Source organism: Streptomyces sp. NPDC052016 (genome assembly GCF_044548445.1).
Lineage (GTDB): Bacteria > Actinomycetota > Actinomycetes > Streptomycetales > Streptomycetaceae > Streptomyces.
Genome location: NZ_JBIUBX010000012.1, coordinates 45,701 through 68,739, shown reverse-complemented (window position 1 = coordinate 68,739; position 23,039 = coordinate 45,701). Strand labels below are relative to the sequence as shown.

The window sequence follows — 23,039 nt, the reverse complement described above, 5'->3', positions numbered from 1 at the left end:
CTGTGCCTTGTTCTGTGTCATGCCACCAGTCAACTGCCGCACACGGCAACGGCCCATCGCCGAACGGCTCATTCCCATAAGCACGCGTCTACGCTGACCGCATGGACGCACTCGCAGGCCTGCTGGAGGGTCCACGCGCCCGTGGCGCCCTCATGATCCGCGCGTGTTTCGACCCCCCGTGGGCGGTACGCGTCGAGGACCGCGCCCCCCTCACGGTGATGCTGGTGGCACGCGGCGAGGCATGGGTCGTACCCGACGAAGGGGAACGGATCCGGCTCGCCGCCGGCGACCTCGCCATCGCACGCGGCCCCGGCGCCTACACCTGCGCCGACGACCCAACCACCACCCCCCAGGCGCTCATCCTCCCGGAAGGGAAGTGCGCCTACCCCGACGGACGGCCCCTGAACGGATCCATGGACCTCGGCGTACGCGCCTGGGGCGACCGCCTCGACGGCTCCACCGTCGTGCTCATCGGGACGTACATGATGGACGGCGAGATCAGCGGCCGGCTGCTGGACGCGCTGCCACCGCTGCTCTCCCTCACCTCCGACGTGTGGCAGTGCCCGCTCACCCCCCTCCTCACGGAGGAGATCGGACGCGACGAACCCGGCCAGGAGGTCGTCCTGGACCGGCTCCTCGACCTGCTCGTCATCGCCGCCCTGCGGGCCTGGTTCTCCCGGCCCGACGCCGAGGCGCCCGCCTGGTACCGGGCGATGGCCGACCCCGTCGTGGGCCGCGTCCTGCGCCTCGTCCAGGACGACCCCGCCCACCCCTGGACCGTCGCCACCCTCGCCGCGAAGGCGGGCGTCTCCCGGGCCGGCCTCGCCCGCCGCTTCACCGAACTCGTCGGCGAACCCCCGATGACCTACCTCACGGGCTGGCGCCTCGCCCTCGCCGCCGACCGGCTGCGCGACACCGACGACACCATCGCCGCCATCGCCCGCCAGGTCGGCTACGGCAGCGCCTTCGCACTCTCCAGCGCCTTCAAGCGGGTGTACGGCATCAGCCCCCAGGAACACCGCACCCGAGCCGCATAGAAGCCCGAGCTCCACAGAAGCCCCGAGCCGCACAGAGGCCCCGAGCCGCACAGAGGCCCCGAGCCGCACAGAAGCCCCGCCGCCCCCCCGGCCACGGCGGCGTAGCCTGGCGTACGTGTACGAGGAACGCCCCTCCCGGCTGACCGGCGCGGTGGTGTGGACCAACACCCCGGCCGGCACCGGCGCCCGTCCCGTCCTCCCCGACGGCTGCATGGACCTGCTGTGGAACCAGGGCAGACTGCTCGTCGCCGGCCCCGACACCCGCGCCCACACCCCCGACGGCGCGCCCACCCCCTGGGCCGGCCTGCGCTTCTACCCCGGCACCGCGCCGGCCTTCTTCGGCGTCCCCGCCCACGAACTGCGCGACCGGCGCGTGGAGTTGACCGAACTGTGGCCCACCGCCCGGGTACGGCGCCTGCGCGCCCGCGTCGAGGCCGCCGCACACCCCGCCACGGGCCTGGAGGAACTGGCGCTGGAACACACGGCCCGGCAGGGCGCGACCCCGCCCGACCCCGAACTGCGCCGCCTGGTCGCCGCCCTCGCCGCGGGCCGCCCCGTCGCCGCGGCCGCCGACGAACTGGGCCTCGGCGCACGCCGGCTGCACCGCCGCTCCCTCGCCGCCTTCGGCTACGGCCCCAAGACCCTCGCCCGCATCCTGCGCCTCCAACGCGCCCTCGCGCTGGCCAGGGCGGGCCTCCCGTACGCGGACACCGCCGCCCGCACCGGGTACGCCGACCAGGCCCACCTCGCCCGAGACGTCAGGAAGTTGACCGGGACGACGTTGACGGACCTGCTGCGCTAGCGGCGGCGCGCTACGGCTCCAGCGGCGCGAACAGGTCGACACCGTTGCCGTCGGGGTCGTGCACGACGGCGTACCGCTGACCCCAGAAGGCATCCCACGGCTTCAGCTCACCGTCGTACCCCGCGCCCACCAACTCCTCGTACACCGCGTCCACCTCGGCCGGCCCCTCGCAGCGCAGCGCGAGCGAGGACCGGCCGCCCCCCGACGGCGCCTGCCAGGAGGGATGGAAGGACCGGACGGTCTCCTCGGTGTCCAGCAACAGCCGCAGACCGCCGGGCAGCTCGGCTTCGGCGTGCGGCTCCCGCTCGGCGCCCTCGGGGAACGCGAAGCCGAGGCGGCGGTAGAAGGCGACGGAGGCCGCCATGTCGGAGACGACCAGGCCGATGGCATCGAATCGTGGAGTCATGCGGCCACCGTAGGCGGGGGTCCGGGAGCGGTCTTGAACGAATCGGACGCGGGGTACGGCGTACGGGGGGTATGCGGAATGCGGCATACCGTAGGCGTAGGCGTAGGCGTAGGCGTGGGGTGTGCAGAATGCCGCATACCGTAGGCGCGGAGTATGCAGGATGCGGCATACGGTAGGCGCGGGGCATACAGAATGCCCCATACCGTAGGCACCGGGCCTACGGAATTCTGCATACCGCGGTCACCGGGCATACACGATCCCGGGATCGGGCAGAAGCGACCGCTGAGGCCCGCCCGGTCCGTCAGGTGAAGGTCACCGGCCCGTTCGGCGTGTCCACCGTGAACGAGATGCCCACCGGCCCCTCCGCGAGTGTGAGGCTCGTGCCGAGCACGGCGAGCAGAGGGCGGATCTCGTCGGGGTCGGGGGCGGTGGCCGTCATCTCCGACAGGGGAGTGACGGGCAGTCCCGAGGCGGAGGGGTGGACCGTGGAGCCCCAGTCGATGAGGAAGGGGACCAGGCCGGACGGGTGCGGGGCGCCGCCGTCGGTCAGCCGCCACTCCAGCACCGTGCCGTCGGGCCGGCGCCTGCTCATCTCCCGCACCTCACCAGGGTCGTAGCCGGACGCGCGCGCGGCCACGACCGCACGGTCCAGGTCGGGCGGGCTGATCGCCCAGGTGATGGTGCGCGGCCTGTCGAGCCCGTCGACACAGAAGGGGCGCGGGCCGGCCGGTGCCGGCTGCTCCGGGTCCGGGCCGATGATCTCCAGGTAGGCGCGACCGCCCAGTCCCACCAGGTGGTTGCGGGTGCCGAGCCCGACGTGCACCCCGCCGGGAGCCGGGGTCACCCCCGTGCGCCGGGTGAACTCGGCGACCGTCGCCGCCAGATCCGGGGTCGCGAGGACCAGATGGTCGAGCCGTGACGGAATCGTGTTCATCACGCCCGAGACTACGCGCCCCATGCCCGGAAAAGGCTGCGCCTGTGGAACACCTGTGCGGCAGGATGGCCGCATGATCCGTACGGTGCGCGCCCTGTCGGCGTTGCTGCTCACCCCCGTCCTCCTCACCGCCTGCGGCAGCGAGGAGGCAGGCGCCGCGGACCCGGCCGAACTGAAGGCGCGGGCGCGGGCGTTGGGGATCGCCCCCGAGTTCGTGCACGTCACCGAGGCCTCCGGCTACACCCTCGCCCAGCAGTCCGTCGGCGTGTACGGCGGCGACGGATTCTCCGCCACGTACGTCTCGCAGCAGAACGGCACCCAGCTCACGCTCACCGTCGACCGCGGCACGATGACCGCCGAGACCTGCCCCACCCAGCCGCCCGCCGACTCCTCCGGCACCCGCGCCGAGTGCACCCGCGACGGCGACGCCTGGTACCGCGGCGGCGGGGGAGGCGCGGAGTACGTGCTGCCGAAGGAGGGGTACCTCATCCGGATCGGCGGCACCGGCGTGCCGCGCGACGTCCTGCGCGAGGCCGCCCGCGAGGTCCACCGTCCCTCCGCCGACGAACTCGACGCCCTCCTGCCGCCCGCGCCGGCCGGCGGCACACCGGTGGAACGGGGTGACCTGCCGCCGGTGGGCGACGGAGCTCCGGACAACGACGTCGACGCCGGGGGCTGACGAACGCCGCGCACGCTGCCGTCGCGCCGCTCACTCCGCGAAAATTTCGCCCGGATCGCAGCTCTGGGTCTCGCGCTCCCCTCCCCATAGAGTCGGGTCACATGACCGCCCGCCTGCTGGTGTACACCCGCACCACCGCCTACCGCCACGACTCCATTCCGGACGCCGTCACCGCCGTACGTGAACTCGGGGCGCACACCGTCGACCACACCGAGGACCCGGCCGCGCTGGAGGCCCCGCTCGACGGTTACGCGGCCGTCGTCTTCCTCTCCACCAGCGGCGAGGTCCTGACCCCGGACGGGCGGGCACGCCTCGCCCGCTACGTCGAGGAGGGCGGCGGCTTCGCCGGCATCCACGCGGCGGCCTGCACCGAGTACGACTGGCCGTACTACGGCGAACTCCTCGGCGCCCGCTTCGCCCGCCACCCCGCCCTCCAGCCCGGCAAGGCGGTCGTCGAGGACCGCGCCCACCCCGCCACCCGCCACCTGCCCCCCGTCTGGGACTTCACCGACGAGTGGTACGACTTCCGCACCAACCCGCGCGACCGGGCCCGTGTCCTCCTCACCGCCGACGAGTCCTCCTACGACGGCGGCGGCATGGGCGCCGACCACCCCCTCGCCTGGTGCCGCGAACAGGGAGCGGGCCGCGTCTTCTACACGGCCCTCGGCCACACGGCGGAGGCCTACCGCGACGCGGACTTCCTGGCCCACCTGCGCGGCGGCATCGACTGGGCCGCCGGGCACCGGGACCGCGGAGGCGCCCGGTGACGCCCGCGCGGTGACCACGCGCGTCAGGCCGGCGGCGGTGACGTCGTGCTCGCCCGCTCGACCAACCGCGTCGACAACTCCGTGCGCGTCCCCTCCGGGCGCTCGCCGTCCATCATCCGCACCAGCAGCCGTAAGGCCGTCGCCGCCATCTCCGCCAGCGGCTGGCGGACAGTGGTCAGCGCGGGGGTGGTCCAGCGGGACTGGGGGAGGTCGTCGAAACCGACCACGCTGACGTCGCGCGGCACCCTCAACCCCCGCTCCGCCACCGCCTGGTAGACGCCGAGGGCCATGCGGTCGGAGCAGACGAACACGGCCGTCGGGGGCTCGGGCAGATCGAGGAGCTCGCGCATACGGTGGCGGGCGACCGTCTCGTCGAAGCCGCCGTTGCGGACGTACTCGGGGCGGTGGCCCAGGCCTGCCGAGGCCAGCGCCGATCGGTACCCGGCCACCCGGGCGTTGCTGCACATCCTGCGGCGCGGACCGGCGATCACCGCGATCCGCTCATGGCCGAGGGCCAGCAGATGCTCGGTCGCCGTCACCCCGCCCTGCCAGTTCGCGGCGCCCACCGACACCACCCCCGGGGGCGGCTCGACCACCGGATCGATCATCACGAACGGAATGCGGTGCTGCTCCAGCCACAGGTACTGGGACTCGGTCAGCTCGGCCAGGTTGAACAGCACCCCGGCGGAGCCGCGTGCGGTGAGCTTGTCCAGCCAGCCGCGCTGCGGACGGCCGGCCCGGGTGCGGGCGAGCGCGGCGGAGACGACCACGTCCAGGCCCACGTCGTGCGCCGCCTCCTCCACACCGTGCAACACCGCGCCCGACCAGGAACTCTCCAGCGAGTGCACGACGAGGTCGACCAGCCGGGGCGGCTTCGTCGCGTCGAAGCGCGGTCTGCGCACGTAACCGAGGCGGTCGAGCGCCTCCGTGACACGGCGTCGGGTCTCGGGAGCCACGTCCTCACGCCCGTTGACCACTTTGGAGGCCGTCGGCACGGACACGCCCGCCTCGCGGGCCACGACCGCCAGGGTCGGTCCGGCCGTCACGCTCGCACTTCCCGTGCGGACCATCGGCTACCACCTCTCCGGCCCGCCCGAGGGCCAGCGAAAGTTCGACCACCGCCCTTTCGGAGCCGATCCACACCGACGGCTCGCAGAAAGCGCTTGCTATCCTAGGTGTGCCTCAGCATGACGGGAAGACACCGGGAGTCGCCGGATCTTGCGGCGGTGAAGACGCCCAGGCCACACGGCGCGACCGACCCAGACAGGCGTGCACGTCAGCCGGACATGCGGTGAACGACGCGTCGACCGGGTCCCGCACGTGGACGCCCGCCGAAGTCCCCGTGAGACGCAGCCGCCCTCCGTGGTCGTCGGAGAGCCGGCCGCGGTCCGCGGCGGACCGACCGGCACCCGCACAACCTCACGGACGTACCGGAAGCGCGCGTCCACTCCCTCGACCGTCACACCGAGGACGACCGGCGCACGCACGTCGACCCCGACGACCGTCACCTCCCCTGCACCCGTCTCGTCAGGGAAGGCTGTGAGCAACCTCCGCGGGTGGCCCGAGGGCGGCGTCAGGCCACCCGCGCCAGGTCCGCCCGGCGCACCTCGTGGGCCAGGGGCAGGCCGGCGGCCAGCCGTTCCAGCTCCTCGACGACGATGAGGCCGAGCCGCTCGAGCTCGTTGCCGAGGGAGCCCGCGATGTGCGGGGTGAGGAAGACGTTCGGGAGCCGGTAGAGAGGCGAGTCGGCGGGCAGCGGCTCGGGCTCGGTGACGTCGAGGATCGCGTGCAGCCGGCCGGCGACCAGTTCGTCGGTGAGGGCGGCGTGGTCGACCAGGGCGCCGCGCGAGGTGTTGATCAGGACGCCGCCGTCGCGGACCAGGGCGAGCCGGGCACGGTCGAGCATGTGGTGGGTCTCGGGGATGTCGGGCGCGTGCAGGCTGACGATGTCGCTCTGGCGCAGCAGCTCCTCCAGGGACAGCAGCCGGGCGCCCAGTTCGGCGGCCTCGGCGGCGTCGACGTACGGGTCGTGCAGCAGGACCTCGAAGTCGTGCGGCCGCAGCAGCTCCAGCAGGCGGCGGCCCACGCGCGAGGCGCCGATGACGCCGACGCGGCGGCCGAGGTTGCCGGTGGCCGCGGTCTCCTCGGGGGCGGGGTGGACGTGGGTGCGGCGGAAGCGCTCGCGGTGGGTGAAGGCGTCCTTCCCGGCGAGAAGAATCATCGCGAGGGTGTACTCCGCGACGGGCAGGGCATTGCCGGTGACCGCGCTGGAGACGGTGATCTCACGACTCCACAGCGGCTCGCCGACCAGGGAGCGGACGGAGCCGGCGGCGTGCAGCACCGCGCGCAGCCGGGGCGCGGCGGCCAGGGCTTCCGCGCTCAGGTGGGGGCAGCCCCAGCCGGTGATCAGGACGTCGGCGCCGGCCAGCGCGGAGGCGGCGGCGGGGGACGTGAAGTCCCTTACGACGACCGCCGGGTCGATCTCGGCCGTCCGCCGGAGCCGGGCCAGGAGCGGCGCGGGGAACAGCAGGGGCAGATGCACCGGATCCATGGCGAACACGGCCCCGGGCAGCTGGGCGCTGGGCATGACTCTCCTGAGGCGCGGGGGAAACGCTTTCTGAAAGCGCCTTCCACCGTAGGTCCGGGTGGAGGCGGGGGCAATCGGTCGTACGTATCACCCCCGTGGAGATCTGCTGCCGTGCGGCTCAGGCAACTTGCCGCGTCACGCGGGTCGTTGGCCCAGGCCGGGACGGCGGAGGCGGGTGAATCGAGGCTTACGTGAAACGTGCTTCCGTCCGGGGGCGTGATGGTGAGCGGTTCGCTGTCGCCGGCGTGGTCGACGCTGTCGTAGGCGGTGTCGCAGGGGTCGTCCGCCCGATCCTGGCGATGCTCCATACCACTACGACCGGCGCTTCTGCCTGGACGACAGGTACATCGCCCGGACCCTCTCCGTCGCCCCCGAGGGCGGCGGCGGGGACCACGGCTCCACCAGAGGTGGCTGCGACCAGCTGGGCCTCGGCACCCTGATGTACGCCGAACAGCCCAGTCCAAGGCCCGTGCACCGGAATACCGGACGCCCCTGTGGTGCTCTGGTGTTACCGGTGCACGAGCGCGGCGAAGGGCTGGTGGGCAGATGACGGCAGGCCGGACGAACCCCGTGGCGAGGCCCGACACCGACCCCGTGGTGACCACTCCGTACGGAGCTGTACGCGGCCGGTACGAGCACGGCGTCGCCGTCTTCCGGGGCATCCCGTACGCGGCACCGCCCTTCGGGCCCCGCCGGTTCCGGCCGCCCGTGCCGCCCGAGCCCTGGGACGGAGTCCGCGACGCGGGCGCCTTCGGGCCCACAGCGCCGAAACCGCCGTACTCGGAGGCCTTCGCGCAGTACCTGTCCGACCCGGTCGTGCCGGGCGACGACTGTCTCAACCTCAACGTGTGGACGCCCGACCCGGGCCCGGGCGGCCGGCTGCCGGTCCTGGTGTGGCTGCACGGCGGGGCACTCACCAGGGGGTCGTCGGCGGTGCCCGTGTACGACGGGCGGCCCTTCGCGCGGGACGGGATCGTCTTCGTGTCGATCAACTACCGGCTGGGCGTGGAAGGGTACGGGCTGTTCCCCGACGCCCCCGCCAACCCCGGCCTGCGCGACCAGCTCGCCGCCCTGCGCTGGGTGCACGAGTCGATCGGGGCCTTCGGCGGCGACCCCGCGCAGATCACCCTGGCCGGGCAGTCCGCGGGCGCCATCAGCATCGGCGCCCTGATCGCCGCCCCGCAGGCCCAGGGCCTCTTCCGGCGGGCCGTCCTGCAGAGCGGGCCGCCGGAGGCGTTCGAGCGCGACAAGGTCCGGCGCATGGTCCGCCGCATGGCGAACCGGTTGAAGGTCCCGGCCACCGCGGAGGCGTTCGCGACGGTCGACCGGGACCTGCTGCTGCGCACCCAGGCCGAGATCGGGCGGCTCAGCAGCCCGATCCTGGGCGGCCCCGCCTTCGGGATCGTCGTCGACGGCGACCTGGTCCCGCGCCACCCCCTGGAGGCGCTCGTCGACGGCGACGCGGCCCGCGGCGTCGACCTGCTGCTGGGCTGGACCCGCGACGAATACCGGCTGTGGCTGGTCCCCGGCGGCCTGCTGGAACGCGTCGACCGCCTCGGCGCCGTCGCCCTGGCCGGCGCCATGGCCCGCTGCCACTGCGGCCACGAGGTGCCGCGCGGCTACCGGGCCCTGCACCCGGAGGCCGGCACCGCCGAGACCGTCGGGCAGATGGTCACCGACCACCTGCTGCGGCTGCCGCTGCAGCGCCTCGCCGACTCCCGGCCCGGGTCGTCGTACGTGTACGAGTTCGCCTGGCCGTCGCTACGGCCGGGCCTGGGCTCCTGCCACGCCCTGGAGCTGGGCTTCGTCTTCGACACCGGGGACGTGCCCGAGTCCGCGAAGCTCGCCGGCGAGGGCGCCCCGCAGGAGCTGGCCGACGCGATGCACGGGGCGTGGGTGCGGTTCGCGGCGACCGGTGACCCCGGCTGGGAGGCGTGGGACGAGACGCATCCGGTAGGCGTCTTCGGCGAGGAGGACCGAATATTGCATACCGCGTACGGTCCACGGGATCGAGAACTGGCCCTGTGGACGGCCGCCTCCACCCGCCCGGAACTCGCCGTCCCCGTCTCCCCGGACCCGCTGACCGCCCGCCCCCTGCGCGGCACCGAGCTGCGGTCGGCGGTCCGCCGTCTGCGCCGCGTCGGCGGAGCCCGCCGCCACTGACAGCCCCGCCCCGCGCCACCGCCTCACCGCACGCCCGCGGCCAGCGCCACCGTCGCCCACCGCGCCACCGTCTCCCACCGCGCCTATGCCCGCGCCCGATGCCTCCGCGCCCCACGCCTCCGCGCCCCGCGCCTCACCGTCCCGCCCGTGACCCCTTGCCGACCCCCGCCACCGAGTCGCGCACCACCACGTGCTCCCCGGCAGCAGGTGCTCGCCCGGGGCGTCCGGGGACCGGCCCGGCACCGCGCGGACCGCTACGCCGTCGCCAGCGTCCGCGCGATCGACGCGATCGCCTCCGGGCCCACCCGGCAGCAGCCGCCGATCAGCCGCGCGCCCGACTCCCGCCATCCGAGGACCTGTTCGGGGGCGAAGGAGGAGCGGCCGTTCCACGCACGGGCCTCGGCGTCCCAGGCCTCGCCGCTGTTGGGGTAGACGACCACCGGCCTGCCGGTCACCCGTGCCGCGGTGGCCACGGCGCCCTCCACGTCCTCGGGGGCACAGCAGTTGACGCCGACCGCGATCACCTCCTCCACGTCGGCGGCCAGGGCGAACGCCTCCTCCAAGGGCTGCCCGGCCCGGGTGCGGTCGCCGGCGATGCTGTACGACAGCCAGGCAGGCACCCCCAGCCCGCGCACCGCCCGCAGGAGCGCCTCGGCCTCGTCGGCGTCGGGCACGGTCTCCAGCGCGAGCACGTCGGGGGCGGAGGCCGCCAGCACCTCGAGGCGGGGCCGGTGGAAACGTTCCAGCTCGTCGACGGTGAGCCCGTAGCGGCCGCGGTACTCGGAGCCGTCCGCGAGCATCGCCCCGTACGGCCCCACCGAGGCCGCCACCCACAGCGGGCGCCTGACCCCCTTGTCCCGGGCCTGTCGCGCGGCCTCCCTGGCCAGGTCGACGCTCAGCGCGAGCAGCCGCGCCGCCTCCTCGTGGCCGATCCCGCGCTGGGCGAAACCCTCGAAGGTGGCCTGGTAACTGGAGGTGATCGCCACGTTCGCGCCCGCCTCGAAGTAGGCGAGGTGCGCTTCGGTGATCGCCTCCGGCCGTTCGGCCAGCAGCCGTGCCGACCACAGTTCGTCGCTGAGGTCGTGCCCGGCGGACTCGAGCTGGTTGGACATGCCGCCGTCGAGCACGACGGCTCCGGAGGCGAGCGCCTCGGCGAGGGTCGGGGCCTGCGGGGAAGGGGTGTCGCTGGTCATGACCCGACGCTAGTCGAAGCCGCGGGGCCCGGCCCCGTGTGTCCGCTTCCTGAACAGGGTGCCCACGATGTGGGACGCCGAGCGCGATCACGGCCCGCCTCGCCCGGGTCCGCCCTGCCTGCGCGACGGGGCCCACCCAGGCCTGAGCGACGGGCCCACCCCTGCCTGAGCGACGGCGTCCACCCCTAGGCGGCGTGCCGGCCACCCCTGCGTCGCCTGCCGCCCCACGTGCGCCAGCTCACCGGCAGCATCAGTCCGGCCAGCAACCCCGCGGCCAGTACGTACGGCCACCATCCGAGGCCGCCGCCGACGGCGGTCGCGCTCCGCGGGTCCGTGGTCACCGCCCCCGGAGCCCCCTGACCGCGCCCCGCCGTCGAGGGACTCGCGGAGGTCGCCGTCAGGACGACGTCGTTCCCGTCCCCGCCCCGGTAACTGATCCGGTGAACGGTGTCGGCGAGTTTCACCTCCCCGCCCTCCTCCAACCCTTCGAAGGCACCGGTGACAGGGGCGTGCCCGCTGTGGTCGAGCACGGTGATCTCCTGCGCGGGGTCCGCCTCGGCCGTGGACAGGTCCAGGTGCCCGGCCAGCCGCACCTTCCCGCCCACCTTCAACGGGGCGTTCCCGACCACCAGTCGGCCCTGGTCGTCCTGCGTGTAGTCACCGGTCACCGTCAGCCCGCCCGCCACCACACCCTCGTTCGTGACGCTCCCCTTCACCGTGCCCTTGCCGCTGAGCGTGCTCGTCACCCGCAGTGCCGAACCCCCGGTGTCCAGTCGCGCCCCGGCCGACGTCAGCGTCACGGCCCGGCTGTTGACGAGCGTCGCCCCGTCCCGCAGGGCCAGGGTTCCCCTCCGGACGGTCGTGGTCCCGGTGTACGTCACCGACGCCCCCTCGAGCGTCGTCGTGGCGGCCCCGGACTGGACGAACGAGCCGCTGCCGCCGAGCCGCGACAGGGAGATCGCCGTCCTGGTGTTGCGCACGACCAGCGTCCCGTCGTTCACGATCCGCCGCCGCTGCGTCCCGGTGAGCAGCGAGCCGTCGCCGTCCGCCGCGCCCGAGCCCAGCCGCAGCACCGCCCCTTTCTCGACGGTCGTGGAGCCGTCGTAGTACTGCGCGGCCGCGAAGGTGACGTCGTTGCCCTTGGTGCCGGCGATGACGATGTCCCCGGCGCCGGGTGCGGACAGCGTGTCGTGGAACCGGCCGCCGCCGATGGGGGCGCCGAGCGTCACCGGGCCGCTGTAGTCGAAGGTGAGCCGGGAACGGGAGCGGGCCGCGAGGAGGTTGATGTACACGGTTTCGGCGGTGCCCGGCATGAAGATCTCGTCGGTGGTGCCGTCGCCCCACCGGACGTCCGCACCCTTGATGTCGGTGCCGCGCTTGTTGACGTTCTTGTGCGCGGGCGTCCAGTTCAGGGCGGGGTCGCTGAGCGAGGGGTCGGTGTCGCCGCCCTGGTCCGACCAGCTGTACCGGCCGGTCAGGACGACCTTGCCGCCCGGCCGGGACTGGACGTTGATGTCGCTGCCGTACTCGCGCTGGTAGAAGTCCATGCCCATGGTGACGGTCCGGGCCGGCGGGGTGTCCACGGTGAAGGTGCCCTGGTTGAGGATCTTGCGGACGTTGGGCAGTGAGGTGGCGTACTCCGGCCGTCCGGCGTTCAGTTGGGTGCCGTTGTCGATCACCCCGGAGAAGGAGTGGGTGCCCGACAGGTCCCAGGTCCCCCAGAGGAACCTCGGCTGGGTGATCAGCCCGGAGCCGCTGACGGTGCCCAGGTTGTAGGCGCTCCTCAGGGAGAGCCGCAGGGTGCCGTCGACCCGGATGTTGTCCTGGTTGAGCCGGAACGCCGGGGTGTCGTAGGGGAAGTGGCCGATCAGCCCGGTCGTCCCGCCGTCGCCGTACTGGAGGGTGGCGCCGCGCTCGACGGTGATCGCGGGCGGATCGGGGTCGGTCACGGTGACGTACGGGTGGTCGCCGCCGAGCGTGCGCACGGTCTGCCGCTGCCGTGACCTGGGCAGCGTGAAGTCGCTGTTCCTGGTCAACATCAGGGTTCCGGAGCCGCGCACGGTGAGGGTGCCCTCGCCGCGGAACACGCCGTCGTACCTGGTGGTGCCGGACGGCACGGTGACGACCGTGTCGCCGTCGAGGGTGACGTCCCGGCCCGCGAGCACGTCCGCGGTGACGTCCCGGGTGCCGGCGGCGGCCGCCGGAGGAGGGACGACGGTGAGGGCGGCGACCGCCGCGAGGGCGCCGACGGCCGCTGCTGTCCTGTGGGTATGGCTGCGCACGTTGTCGGAGACGGGCGGAACGTCGGCCGATAACAGAAATCCGGCGCCCGTCCCGAGATTCGGAACGCTGTGAAAGGCCTTTCTCCCGGGTCTCGTCCAACCCGTTGACCAGCTCGGAACGCACCCTTACCTTTTCGGCGTTCGCCATTCCACCCGTCGTTCGTCATGCCGAACGACGGCCGATCGCAACGCGTTCACGGTCGCCGAGGACGGCGAGACCGACGTCCTGCTCCACCGCGCCCGCCCCTACCAGCAGACCGACGGCGACCCCCTGAACGGCCCCGACCGCCCCCGGGTCCGCAGCCCCCGTTCCGGCCGGACCCCGGGCGGCCCCCACCGACATCGGCGTTCCCGTCGCCGACACCGTGAAGGAGAGTGCGTGAGATGAGACGTGCGTACGCGATCCTGCTCGCCCTCTGTCTGGCGCTGGCCGGTGCACTCGTCACCGCGGCACCGGCCCAGGCCGCACCCCAGACGATCGCCAACGGCACCCGGTTCACCGACACGTCCGGCAACGCCCTGCACGCTCACGGCGGCGGGGTCCTCAAGGTCGGGAACTACTACTACTGGTTCGGTGAGCACCGCAACGCCGACAACACCTTCCGGTACGTGGACGCCTACCGCTCCACCGACCTGAAGAACTGGGAGTTCCGCAACCACGTCCTGACCCAGGCGAGCGACCCCGAGCTGGCGACCGCCAACATCGAGCGCCCCAAGGTGATGTACAACGCCTCCACCGGCACGTTCGTGATGTGGATGCACAAGGAGAACGGCACCGACTACAGCGAGGCGCGCGCCGCCGTCGCCGTCTCCGACACGGTCGACGGCGACTACACCTGGCGGGGCAGCTTCCGACCGCTGGGCCAGCACATGTCCCGCGACATCACGGTCTTCGTCGACACCGACGGCGCCGGCTACATGGTCTCCGCCGCCCGCGAGAACTACGACCTGCACATCTACCGGCTCACCGCCGACTACACCGGCATCGCGAGCCTGGTCGCCGACCCGTGGCACGGCGGTCACCGCGAGGCCCCCGCCCTCTTCAAGCGGGGCGGCGTCTACTTCATGCTCACCTCGGGCGCCACCGGCTGGAACCCCAACCAGCAGCAGTACGCCACCGCCACCAGCCTCGCCGGCCCGTGGACCGCCATGACGAACGTCGGCGACTCGACGGCGTACGGCTCGCAGACCGCATACGTTCTGCCGGTGCAGGGATCCTCGGGCACCTCGTACCTGTACATGGGCGACCGCTGGGGCAACTCCTTCGGCGGGACCGTCAACGACTCGCGGTACGTGTGGCTGCCGCTGACCTTCCCGAGCTCGACGTCGATGTCCATGGCCTGGTCGCCGGAGATCACCCTCGACACGGCCGCCGGCACCGTCACCGGCACCAGCGCCACGTACAACACGCTGATCGCCCGGCACAGCGGCAGGTGCGCGGACGTGACGAGCCAGTCGCTCTGGCAGGGCGCCCAGATCAAGCAGTACGACTGCAACGGCGGCAACAACCAGAAGTACTGGTTCAAGTCCGTCGGAAGCGGTTACTACCAGCTGGTGGTCAGGAACAGCTCCCTGTGCGTCCAGGAGAACGCGAACACGGTCACCCAGGAGAACTGCAACTCCGCGTCCACCGGCCAGCAGTGGTCGCTCACCACGACTGGCAGCTACGTCAACGTCACGTCCCGCGCCACCGGCGAGTGCCTCGACGTGAACGGCGCGTCCACCGCCAACTCCGCCGCGATCATCACGTACACCTGCAACGGAGGAACCAACCAGCAGTGGGCGCGCGGCACCTGACGGCCCGGCGGACGGTCAGGCCAGCAGGTCGATCGCGTCGATCGCCGTGCCCGCGCTGAGGAAACCGCTCGTCCCCGACCCGCTCACCACGTTGATCCTCAGCACGTTGTACCGACCGGTGTCCGTGAGCCACGCGCTCGCCGGGATGCCGTAGGTGAACGTGTGGTTGTTGCCCCGGTACGAGCCGTTGGTCAGTGACCGCGTGGTCGGCTGGGTGGGCGGAGAGGGGACGGCCGACGTCCAGGCGTCGTTGACGACGACCTGCGGGCGGCCGTTGGCGTAGGCCGTCGTCACGCCGATGCGCAGGGTGTGCGCGGCGGCGGCCTGGGCCGCGGTCAGCCTGAAATAGACGAGCAGTCCGCTGTTGACGTCCTTCCAGAGGTAGCAGGGGAAGGCCGAGGTCTCGCTGCCGCTGCCGATGACCACGTTGCCGGTCCAGGCGGCGGCCCGCACGTCCGACGGGTGCGCGTACGTCATCAGGTCGGCGTTCTTGAAGCCGCTCGGCGTGCCGGTCCAGTCGTTGATCCGCCAGATCGCGCTCGCGTTGCCCGGGTCGTTGGACGACGGGATCGCGAGGGTGTTGAGGGTGGTCGTCGACCCGGCGGACACGGTGACCTGCGTACTGTATACAGCCAACTCGCTCTTGTAGACCGTCAGCGTGTACGTCCCCGGAAGCACCCCGCCGATCGAGAACCAGCCGTCGGAGGCCCGCGCCGCACCCCAGTACTGCGCCGCCGGGTTGGCCAGCCCCACCGTGTACGGGTACGCCGTGTTCCGTCCCGTGATGCCGACGCCGGCGACCCGGCCCCGCCCGCTCGCCCCGACGTACCCGGGAATCCCGAGCGAGTCCGCCCACGAGGTGGTCAGGGTGCCGGGGAACAGGGACGAGGAGGGCGCGCCGCCGTCCGTGAAGGCGATGACGTACGGGCCCTGGAGACCGAAGCGCTGCGCCTCGGTCTGGTTCTGGCCGTAGTGGAGGATCTCGTACAGGCCGCCGCCGTCGGCGCTCTGGTGGCGCAGGAGGGAGCGGTAGAAGGGGCCGCCGGAGGCCTTCTCGTGGTTGCTGCGCACGATCCACAGGCCCACGCCGCCCGAGGCCCAGCCGACGTAGTCGTAGTCCATCACCCGCAGCCGCGAGAAGTGCTTGGAGCGGGTCTGGCCGTCGGATTTCGCGAAGACGTCCGACGCCTCGACGGTCGAGGTGGCGTACGTGTAGGAGTCGGGTTCGTCGTTGAGGAACAGGCCCTTCCTCACGCGGACGATGTAGCGGGTCGCTGAGACGGACGTGTCGGCCTTGTCGGTCCACAGGTAGATGTTGTTCTCGCCGCTGCGGGCCGCGTAGTAGTGCTTGAGGGTGCCGTACGCGACCGAGATCAGGATGGTCGAGCCGGACTGCCGGATGGTGACGGTGGAGGCGCCGAGGCCGGATTCGATGTGCGAGTTCATGCCGCCGTAGCCCTGGTACTCGACGCCCCGGTAGACCAGGGAGGTGAGGTCGCCGTTGGTCTTGCTGATCTTGAAGACGAGGTGGGCGCCGGTGTCGACGACGTAGTGCGAACCGTCGTCGGTGTAGCCGAAAGCCGCGGCGGACGCGGGGGCGGCGAGCGGACCGGCGAGGGCGGCCGAGCCGGCGGCGGCGGTGACGCCGACGGTTCCGAGCACGAAGGTACGGCGTCGGACCGGCCTGGGGCTGTCGGTTCCGGACATGGGGGGAGCCTCCTTCGGGAGGTGTGGGGGTGCGGGTGAGGGAGAGGGTGACAGTTGAATCGATTTCGCGAAAGGGCTTTCACACGCTGAAAGTTGGGGATCCCGCGAAATTGCGTCGAGGTCTAGAAAGCGCTTGCCGGAGGCGGTACGGTCCAGCCGCCAGCCCTTGTCGCCGTGACGGAGGAAACCGCAGTGAGACGTTTCACCCCAGCCGTGCTGGCGGCGCTGACCCTGACCACCGCCCTGACCGCCGTCCCCGCCGCCCAGGCCCACACCGCCCGACCGGCCCTCGGCTTCGACCGGTGCACCGCCGGCGCCTGCCACTTCGACGTCCCGCCCGGCACCTACGACGTGACGGTCCTGCTCGGCGGCGAGACGGCGTCGAGCACCGCGATCGGCGGTGAGACCCGGCGCTCCCTGCTCCCCGAGACCGCCGTCCCGGCCGGCGAACGCGTCGCCCGCAGTTTCACGGTGAACGTCCGCACCCCCGAGGGCGAACCCACCGGCCCCGCCGGCACCCCCGGCCTGGACCTCGTCCTCGGCGGTTCGGCCCCCGCGCTCGCCGACATCCGCGTCACCCCGGCCCGGCACGCACGCCAGATCTTCCTGGTCGGCGACTCCACCGTGTGCGACCAGCCCGGCGACCCCTACGCAGGCTGGGGCCAGCAACTCCCGCAGTACCTGCGCAGGGGCGTCTCGGTCGCCAACTACGCCGATTCCGGGGAGAGTACGGTCACCTATCTGGGGAACCCGCAGTTGTGGGCCACCGTCGAGCCGCAGGTCGGCCGCGGAGACCTGGTGTTGATCCAGCTCGCCCACAACGACAAGACCACCGACGAGGCGACCTACCGGGCGAACCTGGAGACGCTGGTGGTGGGCGTCCACGCGCGGGGCGGCGAGCCCGTCCTGGTCACCCCGATCGTGCGCCGCTGGTTCAACGCCGACGGCACGCTGAACAACGGCACCGCCCTGCTGGTCAACGGCCTGGGCGTCGACCACCCGGCGGTGATCCGCTCCGTCGCCGCCGCGCAGGACGTCCCGCTGATCGACCTGACCGCCAGGACCAAGGCGCTGGTGGAGTCACTGGGCGTCGCGGGCTCCAAGGCGCTGTACCTCTACAACGAGAAACGGGACAACACCCACACCTCCGTGCACGGGGCCACGGTGTACGCGGGCCTGGTCCGCGACGAACTCGTCGCCCTGCATCTGGTGCCGAGGGGCACCGTACGGGTGGGATGAGCCCCTGGGGGCGCCCCGACCGGAACCGGGACGCCCCCAGGCCCCGGCCTTCGCCCGGAAGCGGGACGCCTCCCGGGCCCCGGCCTTCGCCCGGAAGCGGGACGCCCTCCGGGCCCCGGCCTTCGCCCGGAGGCGGGACGCTTCCCGGGCCCCGGCCTTCGCCCGGGAGCGGGACGCCCTGCGGGCCCCGGCCTTCGCCCGGGAGCGGGACGCCCTCCGGGCCCCGGCCCTCGACCGGAAGCGGGCGCCCAGCGTCCGGCCCCCGGCCGGAGCCGGCCGGATCCGCGTCCGGCCCCCGACGGAAGGAACGCCGATGCACCTGCCGCCGCCCGACCGCACCCTCAGCCCGCGCACCGGCTACACCCGCGCCCACTGGGAGGCGGCCGCCGACGCCCTGCTCGCCGCCGTGGAGCCGTACGCCACCGAGGACCGCGCCCTCTACCACCTCCCCGGCGACCGCACGAGCTGGTCCGGCCGCCTCTCCGACGGCCTGGAGGGATACGCGCGCACGCTCCTCCTCGCCGCCTTCCGCCGCGACGAGAGCGCCCTGCAACGCTACGCGGACGGGCTCGCGGCCGGAGTCGCCGGCGTCTGGCCCCGCATCGAGGACCGTGGTCAGCCCCTCGTCGAGGCGGCGTCCATCGCCCTCGCTCTCCGTCTGACCCGCCCCCTGCTCTGGGACCGCCTGGACGACGGCGTACGGCAACGGACGGCGGCCTGGCTCGGGGACGCGCTGACCGCGGAACCGTGGCCCTGCAACTGGGAGTTGTTCCCGGTCACCGTCGGCGGCTTCCTCCAGTCCGTCGGCCACGAGCCGGAGGCCTCCCGCAAGGCGATCGACCGCGGCCTGGAACGCATCGAGCAGTGGTACGCCGGCGACGGCTGGTACACGGACGGCGAGGGCCGCGCCTTCGACTACTACAACGGCTGGGCCATGCACCTCTACCCGGTCCTGCACGCCTGGCTCGCGGACGACAGTCGACTGCTGCATGTATACGGTGGCCGCCTGAGAACCCATCTCGCCGACTACGCGCGCCTGTTCGGCGGCGACGGCGCCCCCCTGCACCAGGGCCGCTCCCTCACCTACCGCTTCGCGACGACCGCCCCCCTGTGGCTCGGCGCGCTGACCGGCCACACCCCGCTGCCGCCCGGCGAGACCCGCCGCCTCGCCTCCGGCGCCCTGAAGTACTTTCTCGAGCGGGACGCCGTCGACGAGCGCGGCGTGCTGACCCTCGGCTGGCACGGCCCGGACCCGGCCGTCCTGCAGGGCTATTCGGGCCCGGCTTCCCCGTACTGGGCGAGCAAGGCTTTCCTCTGCCTGCTGCTGCCGCCCGAGCACGAGGTGTGGACGGCGCGGGAGGCGGCATGCCCGGCGGAGCGGGCGGACGCGGCCACACCGATCGCCGCTCCCAACTGGCTGCTGCAGTCGACGAGTTCGGACGGCCTGGTCCGCCTCCACAACCACGGCAGCGAGGACGTCCGCTACGACCCCCACTACACCCGGCTCGCCTACTCGACGGTGACGGCGCCTTCGCCCTCGTACGACAACAGCGTCATCGTCGGGGACGACCCGAGCCGGACCGGCATCGAGCCGCTGGGCGTCGGGAACGGCTGGGCGGCGTCCCGGCACCTGGCGGGCGGGGGAGCGCGGGTGACCAGCGTCGTGCTGGTGCGCGGAGCCGCGGAGGTGCGGGCGCATCTGGTGACAGGAGCGCGGCCCGGGACACCCGTACGGGTGACCGGGTGGGCCGCGGCGGGCGAGGTGCGCGCCGAGACCGTGCCCGTCTTCGGCCTGGACGACGCCCTCACGGGGGTGACCGCGGACGGGGAGGGCCTCTTCGTCGCCCTCGCCCGGCTCACCGCCGCGCCCGATCCCGCACCCTTGGAGGAGGCCGCGTCGGTGCGGGTGGAGGCGGCGGGCGGGATCCACGTCCGCTGGAGCGACGGCTCGACGGTCCGCGTGGACCTCTCGTCGGACGCCGTACGGGTGGCCGGGCACGCCTGAGGTGGGTGGGTCCTGCCTGACGGGAGGCCGGGTCTTGCCCGGCAGGAGGCCGGAAACTTGCCTGACGGGGGCCGGACCATGTCTGACGGGGGCCGGACCATGTCTGACGGGGGGCGGGCCGTGTCCGACGCGGGGCGGGCCTTGTCCGACGGGAGGCCGGCCGTCGGTCGTCGTGCGGGCGGAGCACCTTCGTTGCCGGGTGTGCGGGGGTGCACAAGAATCCGCGTATGACTTCCATGATCCGCCACGTGACGATCGACAGTTCCGACGCCTACGCTCTGGCGAGTTGGTGGGCGAAGGTCCTCGGCCAGCCGGTCCACGAGGACGACGAGCCGGGCGACGAGGACGCGTTGATCGAGGGCGCCGGCCTGCTCTTCGTCACCGTCCCGGAGGCGAAGACGGTCAAGAACCGCGTCCACCTCGACCTCCAGCCGCAGGACCGCACCCGCGAGGAGGAGGTCGAGCGCCTGCTCGCCCTCGGCGCCACCCTGGTCGACGACCGCCGCAACCCCGACGGCACCGGCTGGGCGGTCCTCGCGGACCCGGAGGGGAACGAGTTCTGCGTGGAGCGGAGCGCGGCGGAGCGGGGCGCGGCGGAGCGGGGCGAGTAGCGCGGGCGGGCGTACACGGTCCGGGGGCGGGCGCACACCGTCTAGCGGGAGGGGAGCTCCTCCCGGGGCCAGTGGGTGAGGGCGGTGTGCAGCGCGTCGATCGCCTTCTCCCACGACCGCCGCACGTCCCGGGGCGCACCGAAGCCGCCGCCCGCCTCCAGGGCGCAGTAGCCGTGGAAGGTGCTGCGCAGCAGGCGCACGGCGTCGGTGAGGTCGGGTTCCTCCAGGCCGTAGGCGCGGAGCATGCCGTAGGTGATCTCGGCGGTGCGGCGCAGGGCGGGGGCGTCGGCGAGGAGGTCCTGGTCGACGGGGATCTGGGTGGCGGCGTACCGTCCCGGGTGCCGGAGCGCGTACTCCCGGTAGGCCTCGGCGAAACCGGCGAGCGCCTCCTTGCCGGCGCGTCCGGCGACGGCCGCGGCGATGTGGTCGATCATCTCGCCCCCGGCGAGCAGCGCGACGCGGGTGCGCAGGTCCTGGAGGTTCTTGACGTGGGAGTACAGGCTCGCGTCCTTGACCCCGAAACGGCGGGCCAGCGCGGAGAGGGTGACGTTGTCGAACCCGACCTCGTCGGCGAGATCGGCGGCGGCCGCGACCAGACGGTCGGCGGTGAGGCCGGCTCGGGGCATGGGGCGCCTTGCTGGTAGGGGACCGGGGTCAGGGGAGCGCGGGGCGCGGAGCTCGGAAGCTCGGAAGCTCGGAAGCTCGGAAGAATCCTAGGGCTGCCGGGGCCGGGGGTCGGGGTGTCGCGGGTGTCTGGATGCTGCGGCTTGGCGCCGAATGCGGCGTGATCCTGTTCACTTCCGTGCGAGTGAGGGCTGTGAACGTCTTGTGTTTCTCTTAGGTGATCCTTTAGATCTTGCGCACTCATGATCATTCGGGTGGGGCTCCCTTCCCGGTCTCGGCGCCGACCTCAGGAAGGCACACCGCTCCGTGGCTGACAGAACACGCCATGCCCTGCCGTTGTGGCTGCCTTCGACGGTCGTGGCCGTGGCCGCCCTGTGCCTGGCCGGGTGTTCGGCCGCCGGTGACACGGGGGCCGGCGAGCCGGCGGAGGGGGAGCGTTCGCCGACGGGTTCGGTGTCCGCGTCGGTGAGTGGTGTTCTCTCGCCGACCGCCACCGCGAGTCCTGTCGCGTCCGCGTCCCCCTCGACCGTGCCGTCGAAGACCCCGGTCCCGACCGCGAGGAGGACGAAGGATCCGTCGTCGCAGACGGGCGGCGGCTCCGGTACGTCGAGCGGCTCCGGTTCCGGTACGTCGACGGGGGCCGGTTCAGGTTCCGGGTCGGACGGTGGTGGGACGGGCGGGTCGAGGTCCGTGCCGCAGAACCCGAACCGTGGCGAGAACCCTCCGCCCGCACCCGACCGTCCGTCTCCCACGCCCGAGTGGACCCCGGAGGACTGGCAGCCCGGTGATCCCGTGGAAACGGCGATTCCGGGGTCGGTGGCCGGTCAGGGCTGACATGCGCGCGGCCCCGAGCCCCGAGCCCCGAGCCCCGAACCAAGTGGACCCGTGGACCTGTGGACCTGTGGGTCGGCAGGCCGGCGAACCTGTGATCAGCGGCGGACGACCCCACCCCGCAGTCCGAAGAACAACCTGAGAGCTAGAGGAAGGCACACGCCACCGTGGTCGGCAGATCCCCCCGAGAGCCAGGGAACGGCTCGTCCCCCTCCGACGAGGAGTGGCAGGCGTTTCTCCAGGAGAGCGAGAGCGAGAGCGGGGCGGCGGCCTCCGCCCCCAAGGAGCCTTCCGCACGTGCCCGCATGGTCACGGAGCGGCTGCGGCACCAGGGTGAGCCCGACGGGTGGCGCACCGGGCCCGCCTGGAGGGAGAGGGACGGGCGGGCCGGCCGGCGCCGGAAGACGTGGGCGGTGCTCGGGGTGGCCGTGGCGCTCGGCGTGGTCGCCGTGTCGCTGAAGCCGTCGCTGCTGCCCGGTGACCCCCTCGACATGGGAGAGCCGCGGGTCGCCGAGGGAGCGCCGCTGCCCGCGGAGACCGCCGCCCCGACCGCAGCGCCCGCCCCGGCTCCCGAGCAGGTCCCGACCCTCGACCGGCCGTTCGCCGGTTCCCCGGCTCTGAACTGGGCCGACGGTGAGGCCGGTGTCGTCCTGCCGGCCGCGAAGGCCGTCGGCTCCGTCCCGAAGGAACGGGTCGAGCAGGCACTGCTGCTGACCAGGAAACTGCTGATCGGCGCGAACCTCGATCCGAAGACGCTGCGCGGCGAACGCCCCACAGCCGCCCTGTCGGTGCTCGACCCCAAGCAGCCGGAGGTCGTCGACCACCTGACCGCCTCGCTGCGCTCCCCGGACAAGGACCACGACCCGCTGTCGCTGTTCAGCCGCTTCGACCCCGACGAGATCCGGCTCGTCGGTGACGTGGTCAAGACACGCGGTCGCATGACGTTCAAGAAGGGGGAGTTCGCGGGCGTCGCCGTCCACGCCGACTACACCTTCGTCTATCCGGTCGCCCGCGCCGACGGCTCGACCGAGGTCACCCGTACGATCGTGCGCCGCGTGCTCGACGTCGAACTCTCCGACCCCGCGCACTACGACGTCACCTCCGGCCGGCTGCTCCTCCTCCAGTACGACCAGGAGCTCGCCAACTCGGCGTGCGAGGTCTACGACGGATTCATGCACCCGCAGTTCACGACCTCCGCCCCCACGGGCGCCGCGCCGACCGGGCCGACCGAGGACCCGTACGACCGCAGCGAGGGCGTCGAGCGCGACGACTCCGAAGGCTGCGGGACCGTCTCCCGCGTCTGACCGCGGCGCAGGGCGGCGGACCGGCACTGACACCGGCTCCGTGTCGAGTGACCTCCGTGTCGAGCGCCCTC

General features: G+C 72.9%; 18 protein-coding genes. 10 read left to right on the top strand and 8 right to left on the bottom strand.

Features of this window, described 5'->3' with window-relative positions; all coding sequences use genetic code 11:
* The first annotated feature begins 101 nt into the window (after positions 1-101).
* Together ACIHAR_RS16740 and ACIHAR_RS16735 are read left to right on the top strand one after the other, a co-directional pair.
* Complete coding sequence (locus ACIHAR_RS16740; RefSeq protein ID WP_400020016.1) at positions 102-1,037, top strand: AraC family transcriptional regulator; 936 nt, start codon at positions 102-104, stop codon at positions 1,035-1,037.
* A 115-nt stretch (positions 1,038-1,152) separates the two neighbouring features.
* Positions 1,153-1,839: a helix-turn-helix domain-containing protein gene (locus tag ACIHAR_RS16735; protein ID WP_365465074.1), complete on the top strand. Its 687-nt coding sequence runs from the start codon at positions 1,153-1,155 to the stop codon at positions 1,837-1,839.
* Positions 1,840-1,849: 10 nt separating this feature from the next.
* Here ACIHAR_RS16735 and ACIHAR_RS16730 read toward each other — a convergent pair whose 3' ends face one another.
* Entirely contained in the window at positions 1,850-2,245 is a 396-nt protein-coding gene (locus ACIHAR_RS16730) for a VOC family protein (RefSeq protein WP_400020013.1), read from the bottom strand.
* Positions 2,246-2,546: 301 nt separating this feature from the next.
* Positions 2,547-3,179, bottom strand: coding sequence for a VOC family protein (locus tag ACIHAR_RS16725; RefSeq protein ID WP_400020011.1), 633 nt, complete (start codon positions 3,177-3,179; stop codon positions 2,547-2,549).
* Between the two features lie 73 nt (positions 3,180-3,252).
* On the opposite strand from ACIHAR_RS16725, the gene ACIHAR_RS16720 reads away from it, so the two are divergent.
* Together ACIHAR_RS16720 and ACIHAR_RS16715 are read left to right on the top strand one after the other, a co-directional pair.
* Entirely contained in the window at positions 3,253-3,858 is a 606-nt protein-coding gene (locus ACIHAR_RS16720; RefSeq protein WP_400020009.1) for a hypothetical protein, read from the top strand.
* Positions 3,859-3,959: 101 nt separating this feature from the next.
* Positions 3,960-4,625 (top strand): ThuA domain-containing protein, encoded by a 666-nt coding sequence (locus tag ACIHAR_RS16715; protein WP_365465086.1) that lies wholly within the window; start codon positions 3,960-3,962, stop codon positions 4,623-4,625.
* A 23-nt stretch (positions 4,626-4,648) separates the two neighbouring features.
* Here the strand turns inward: ACIHAR_RS16715 and ACIHAR_RS16710 are convergent, their stop codons facing one another.
* On the bottom strand, positions 4,649-5,695 hold the full coding sequence (locus ACIHAR_RS16710; protein WP_400020007.1) for a LacI family DNA-binding transcriptional regulator: 1,047 nt from the start codon (positions 5,693-5,695) through the stop codon (positions 4,649-4,651).
* A gap of 503 nt (positions 5,696-6,198) precedes the next feature.
* Positions 6,199-7,212, bottom strand: a complete 1,014-nt coding sequence (locus ACIHAR_RS16705; protein ID WP_400020005.1) for a hydroxyacid dehydrogenase — start codon at positions 7,210-7,212, stop codon at positions 6,199-6,201.
* A 546-nt stretch (positions 7,213-7,758) separates the two neighbouring features.
* Between ACIHAR_RS16705 and ACIHAR_RS16700 the strand changes: the two genes are divergently transcribed.
* The gene (locus tag ACIHAR_RS16700; protein ID WP_400020003.1) at positions 7,759-9,375 is read left to right on the top strand and encodes a carboxylesterase/lipase family protein; all 1,617 of its coding nucleotides are present in this window, start codon (positions 7,759-7,761) and stop codon (positions 9,373-9,375) included.
* A gap of 254 nt (positions 9,376-9,629) precedes the next feature.
* Here the strand turns inward: ACIHAR_RS16700 and mmuM are convergent, their stop codons facing one another.
* Positions 9,630-10,568: a homocysteine S-methyltransferase gene (gene mmuM / locus ACIHAR_RS16695; protein ID WP_400020001.1), complete on the bottom strand. Its 939-nt coding sequence runs from the start codon at positions 10,566-10,568 to the stop codon at positions 9,630-9,632.
* A 185-nt stretch (positions 10,569-10,753) separates the two neighbouring features.
* Positions 10,754-12,850: an autotransporter gene (locus ACIHAR_RS16690; protein ID WP_400019999.1), complete on the bottom strand. Its 2,097-nt coding sequence runs from the start codon at positions 12,848-12,850 to the stop codon at positions 10,754-10,756.
* Positions 12,851-13,234: 384 nt separating this feature from the next.
* Between ACIHAR_RS16690 and ACIHAR_RS16685 the strand changes: the two genes are divergently transcribed.
* Positions 13,235-14,647 carry an RICIN domain-containing protein gene (locus ACIHAR_RS16685; RefSeq protein ID WP_400019997.1) on the top strand — a complete coding sequence of 471 codons (1,413 nt, stop codon included), beginning with the start codon at positions 13,235-13,237 and terminating at the stop codon, positions 14,645-14,647.
* A 15-nt stretch (positions 14,648-14,662) separates the two neighbouring features.
* Here ACIHAR_RS16685 and ACIHAR_RS16680 read toward each other — a convergent pair whose 3' ends face one another.
* On the bottom strand, positions 14,663-16,354 hold the full coding sequence (locus ACIHAR_RS16680; protein ID WP_400019995.1) for a rhamnogalacturonan lyase B N-terminal domain-containing protein: 1,692 nt from the start codon (positions 16,352-16,354) through the stop codon (positions 14,663-14,665).
* 192 nt (positions 16,355-16,546) lie between these two features.
* On the opposite strand from ACIHAR_RS16680, the gene ACIHAR_RS16675 reads away from it, so the two are divergent.
* The 3 genes from ACIHAR_RS16675 to ACIHAR_RS16665 all read left to right on the top strand — a co-directional run bounded on the left by ACIHAR_RS16675 (position 16,547) and on the right by ACIHAR_RS16665 (position 20,209).
* Entirely contained in the window at positions 16,547-17,593 is a 1,047-nt protein-coding gene (locus tag ACIHAR_RS16675) for a rhamnogalacturonan acetylesterase (RefSeq protein ID WP_400019993.1), read from the top strand.
* 313 nt (positions 17,594-17,906) lie between these two features.
* The gene (locus ACIHAR_RS16670; protein ID WP_400019991.1) at positions 17,907-19,598 is read left to right on the top strand and encodes a DUF2264 domain-containing protein; all 1,692 of its coding nucleotides are present in this window, start codon (positions 17,907-17,909) and stop codon (positions 19,596-19,598) included.
* Positions 19,599-19,825: 227 nt separating this feature from the next.
* A complete protein-coding gene (locus ACIHAR_RS16665) occupies positions 19,826-20,209 on the top strand; it encodes a VOC family protein (protein ID WP_400019989.1) in 384 nt (127 codons plus the stop codon).
* 41 nt (positions 20,210-20,250) lie between these two features.
* Here ACIHAR_RS16665 and ACIHAR_RS16660 read toward each other — a convergent pair whose 3' ends face one another.
* Complete coding sequence (locus tag ACIHAR_RS16660) at positions 20,251-20,835, bottom strand: TetR-like C-terminal domain-containing protein (RefSeq protein WP_365465115.1); 585 nt, start codon at positions 20,833-20,835, stop codon at positions 20,251-20,253.
* Between the two features lie 996 nt (positions 20,836-21,831).
* On the opposite strand from ACIHAR_RS16660, the gene ACIHAR_RS16655 reads away from it, so the two are divergent.
* Positions 21,832-22,968: a hypothetical protein gene (locus tag ACIHAR_RS16655; RefSeq protein WP_400019986.1), complete on the top strand. Its 1,137-nt coding sequence runs from the start codon at positions 21,832-21,834 to the stop codon at positions 22,966-22,968.
* The last annotated feature ends 71 nt before the right edge of the window (positions 22,969-23,039 follow it).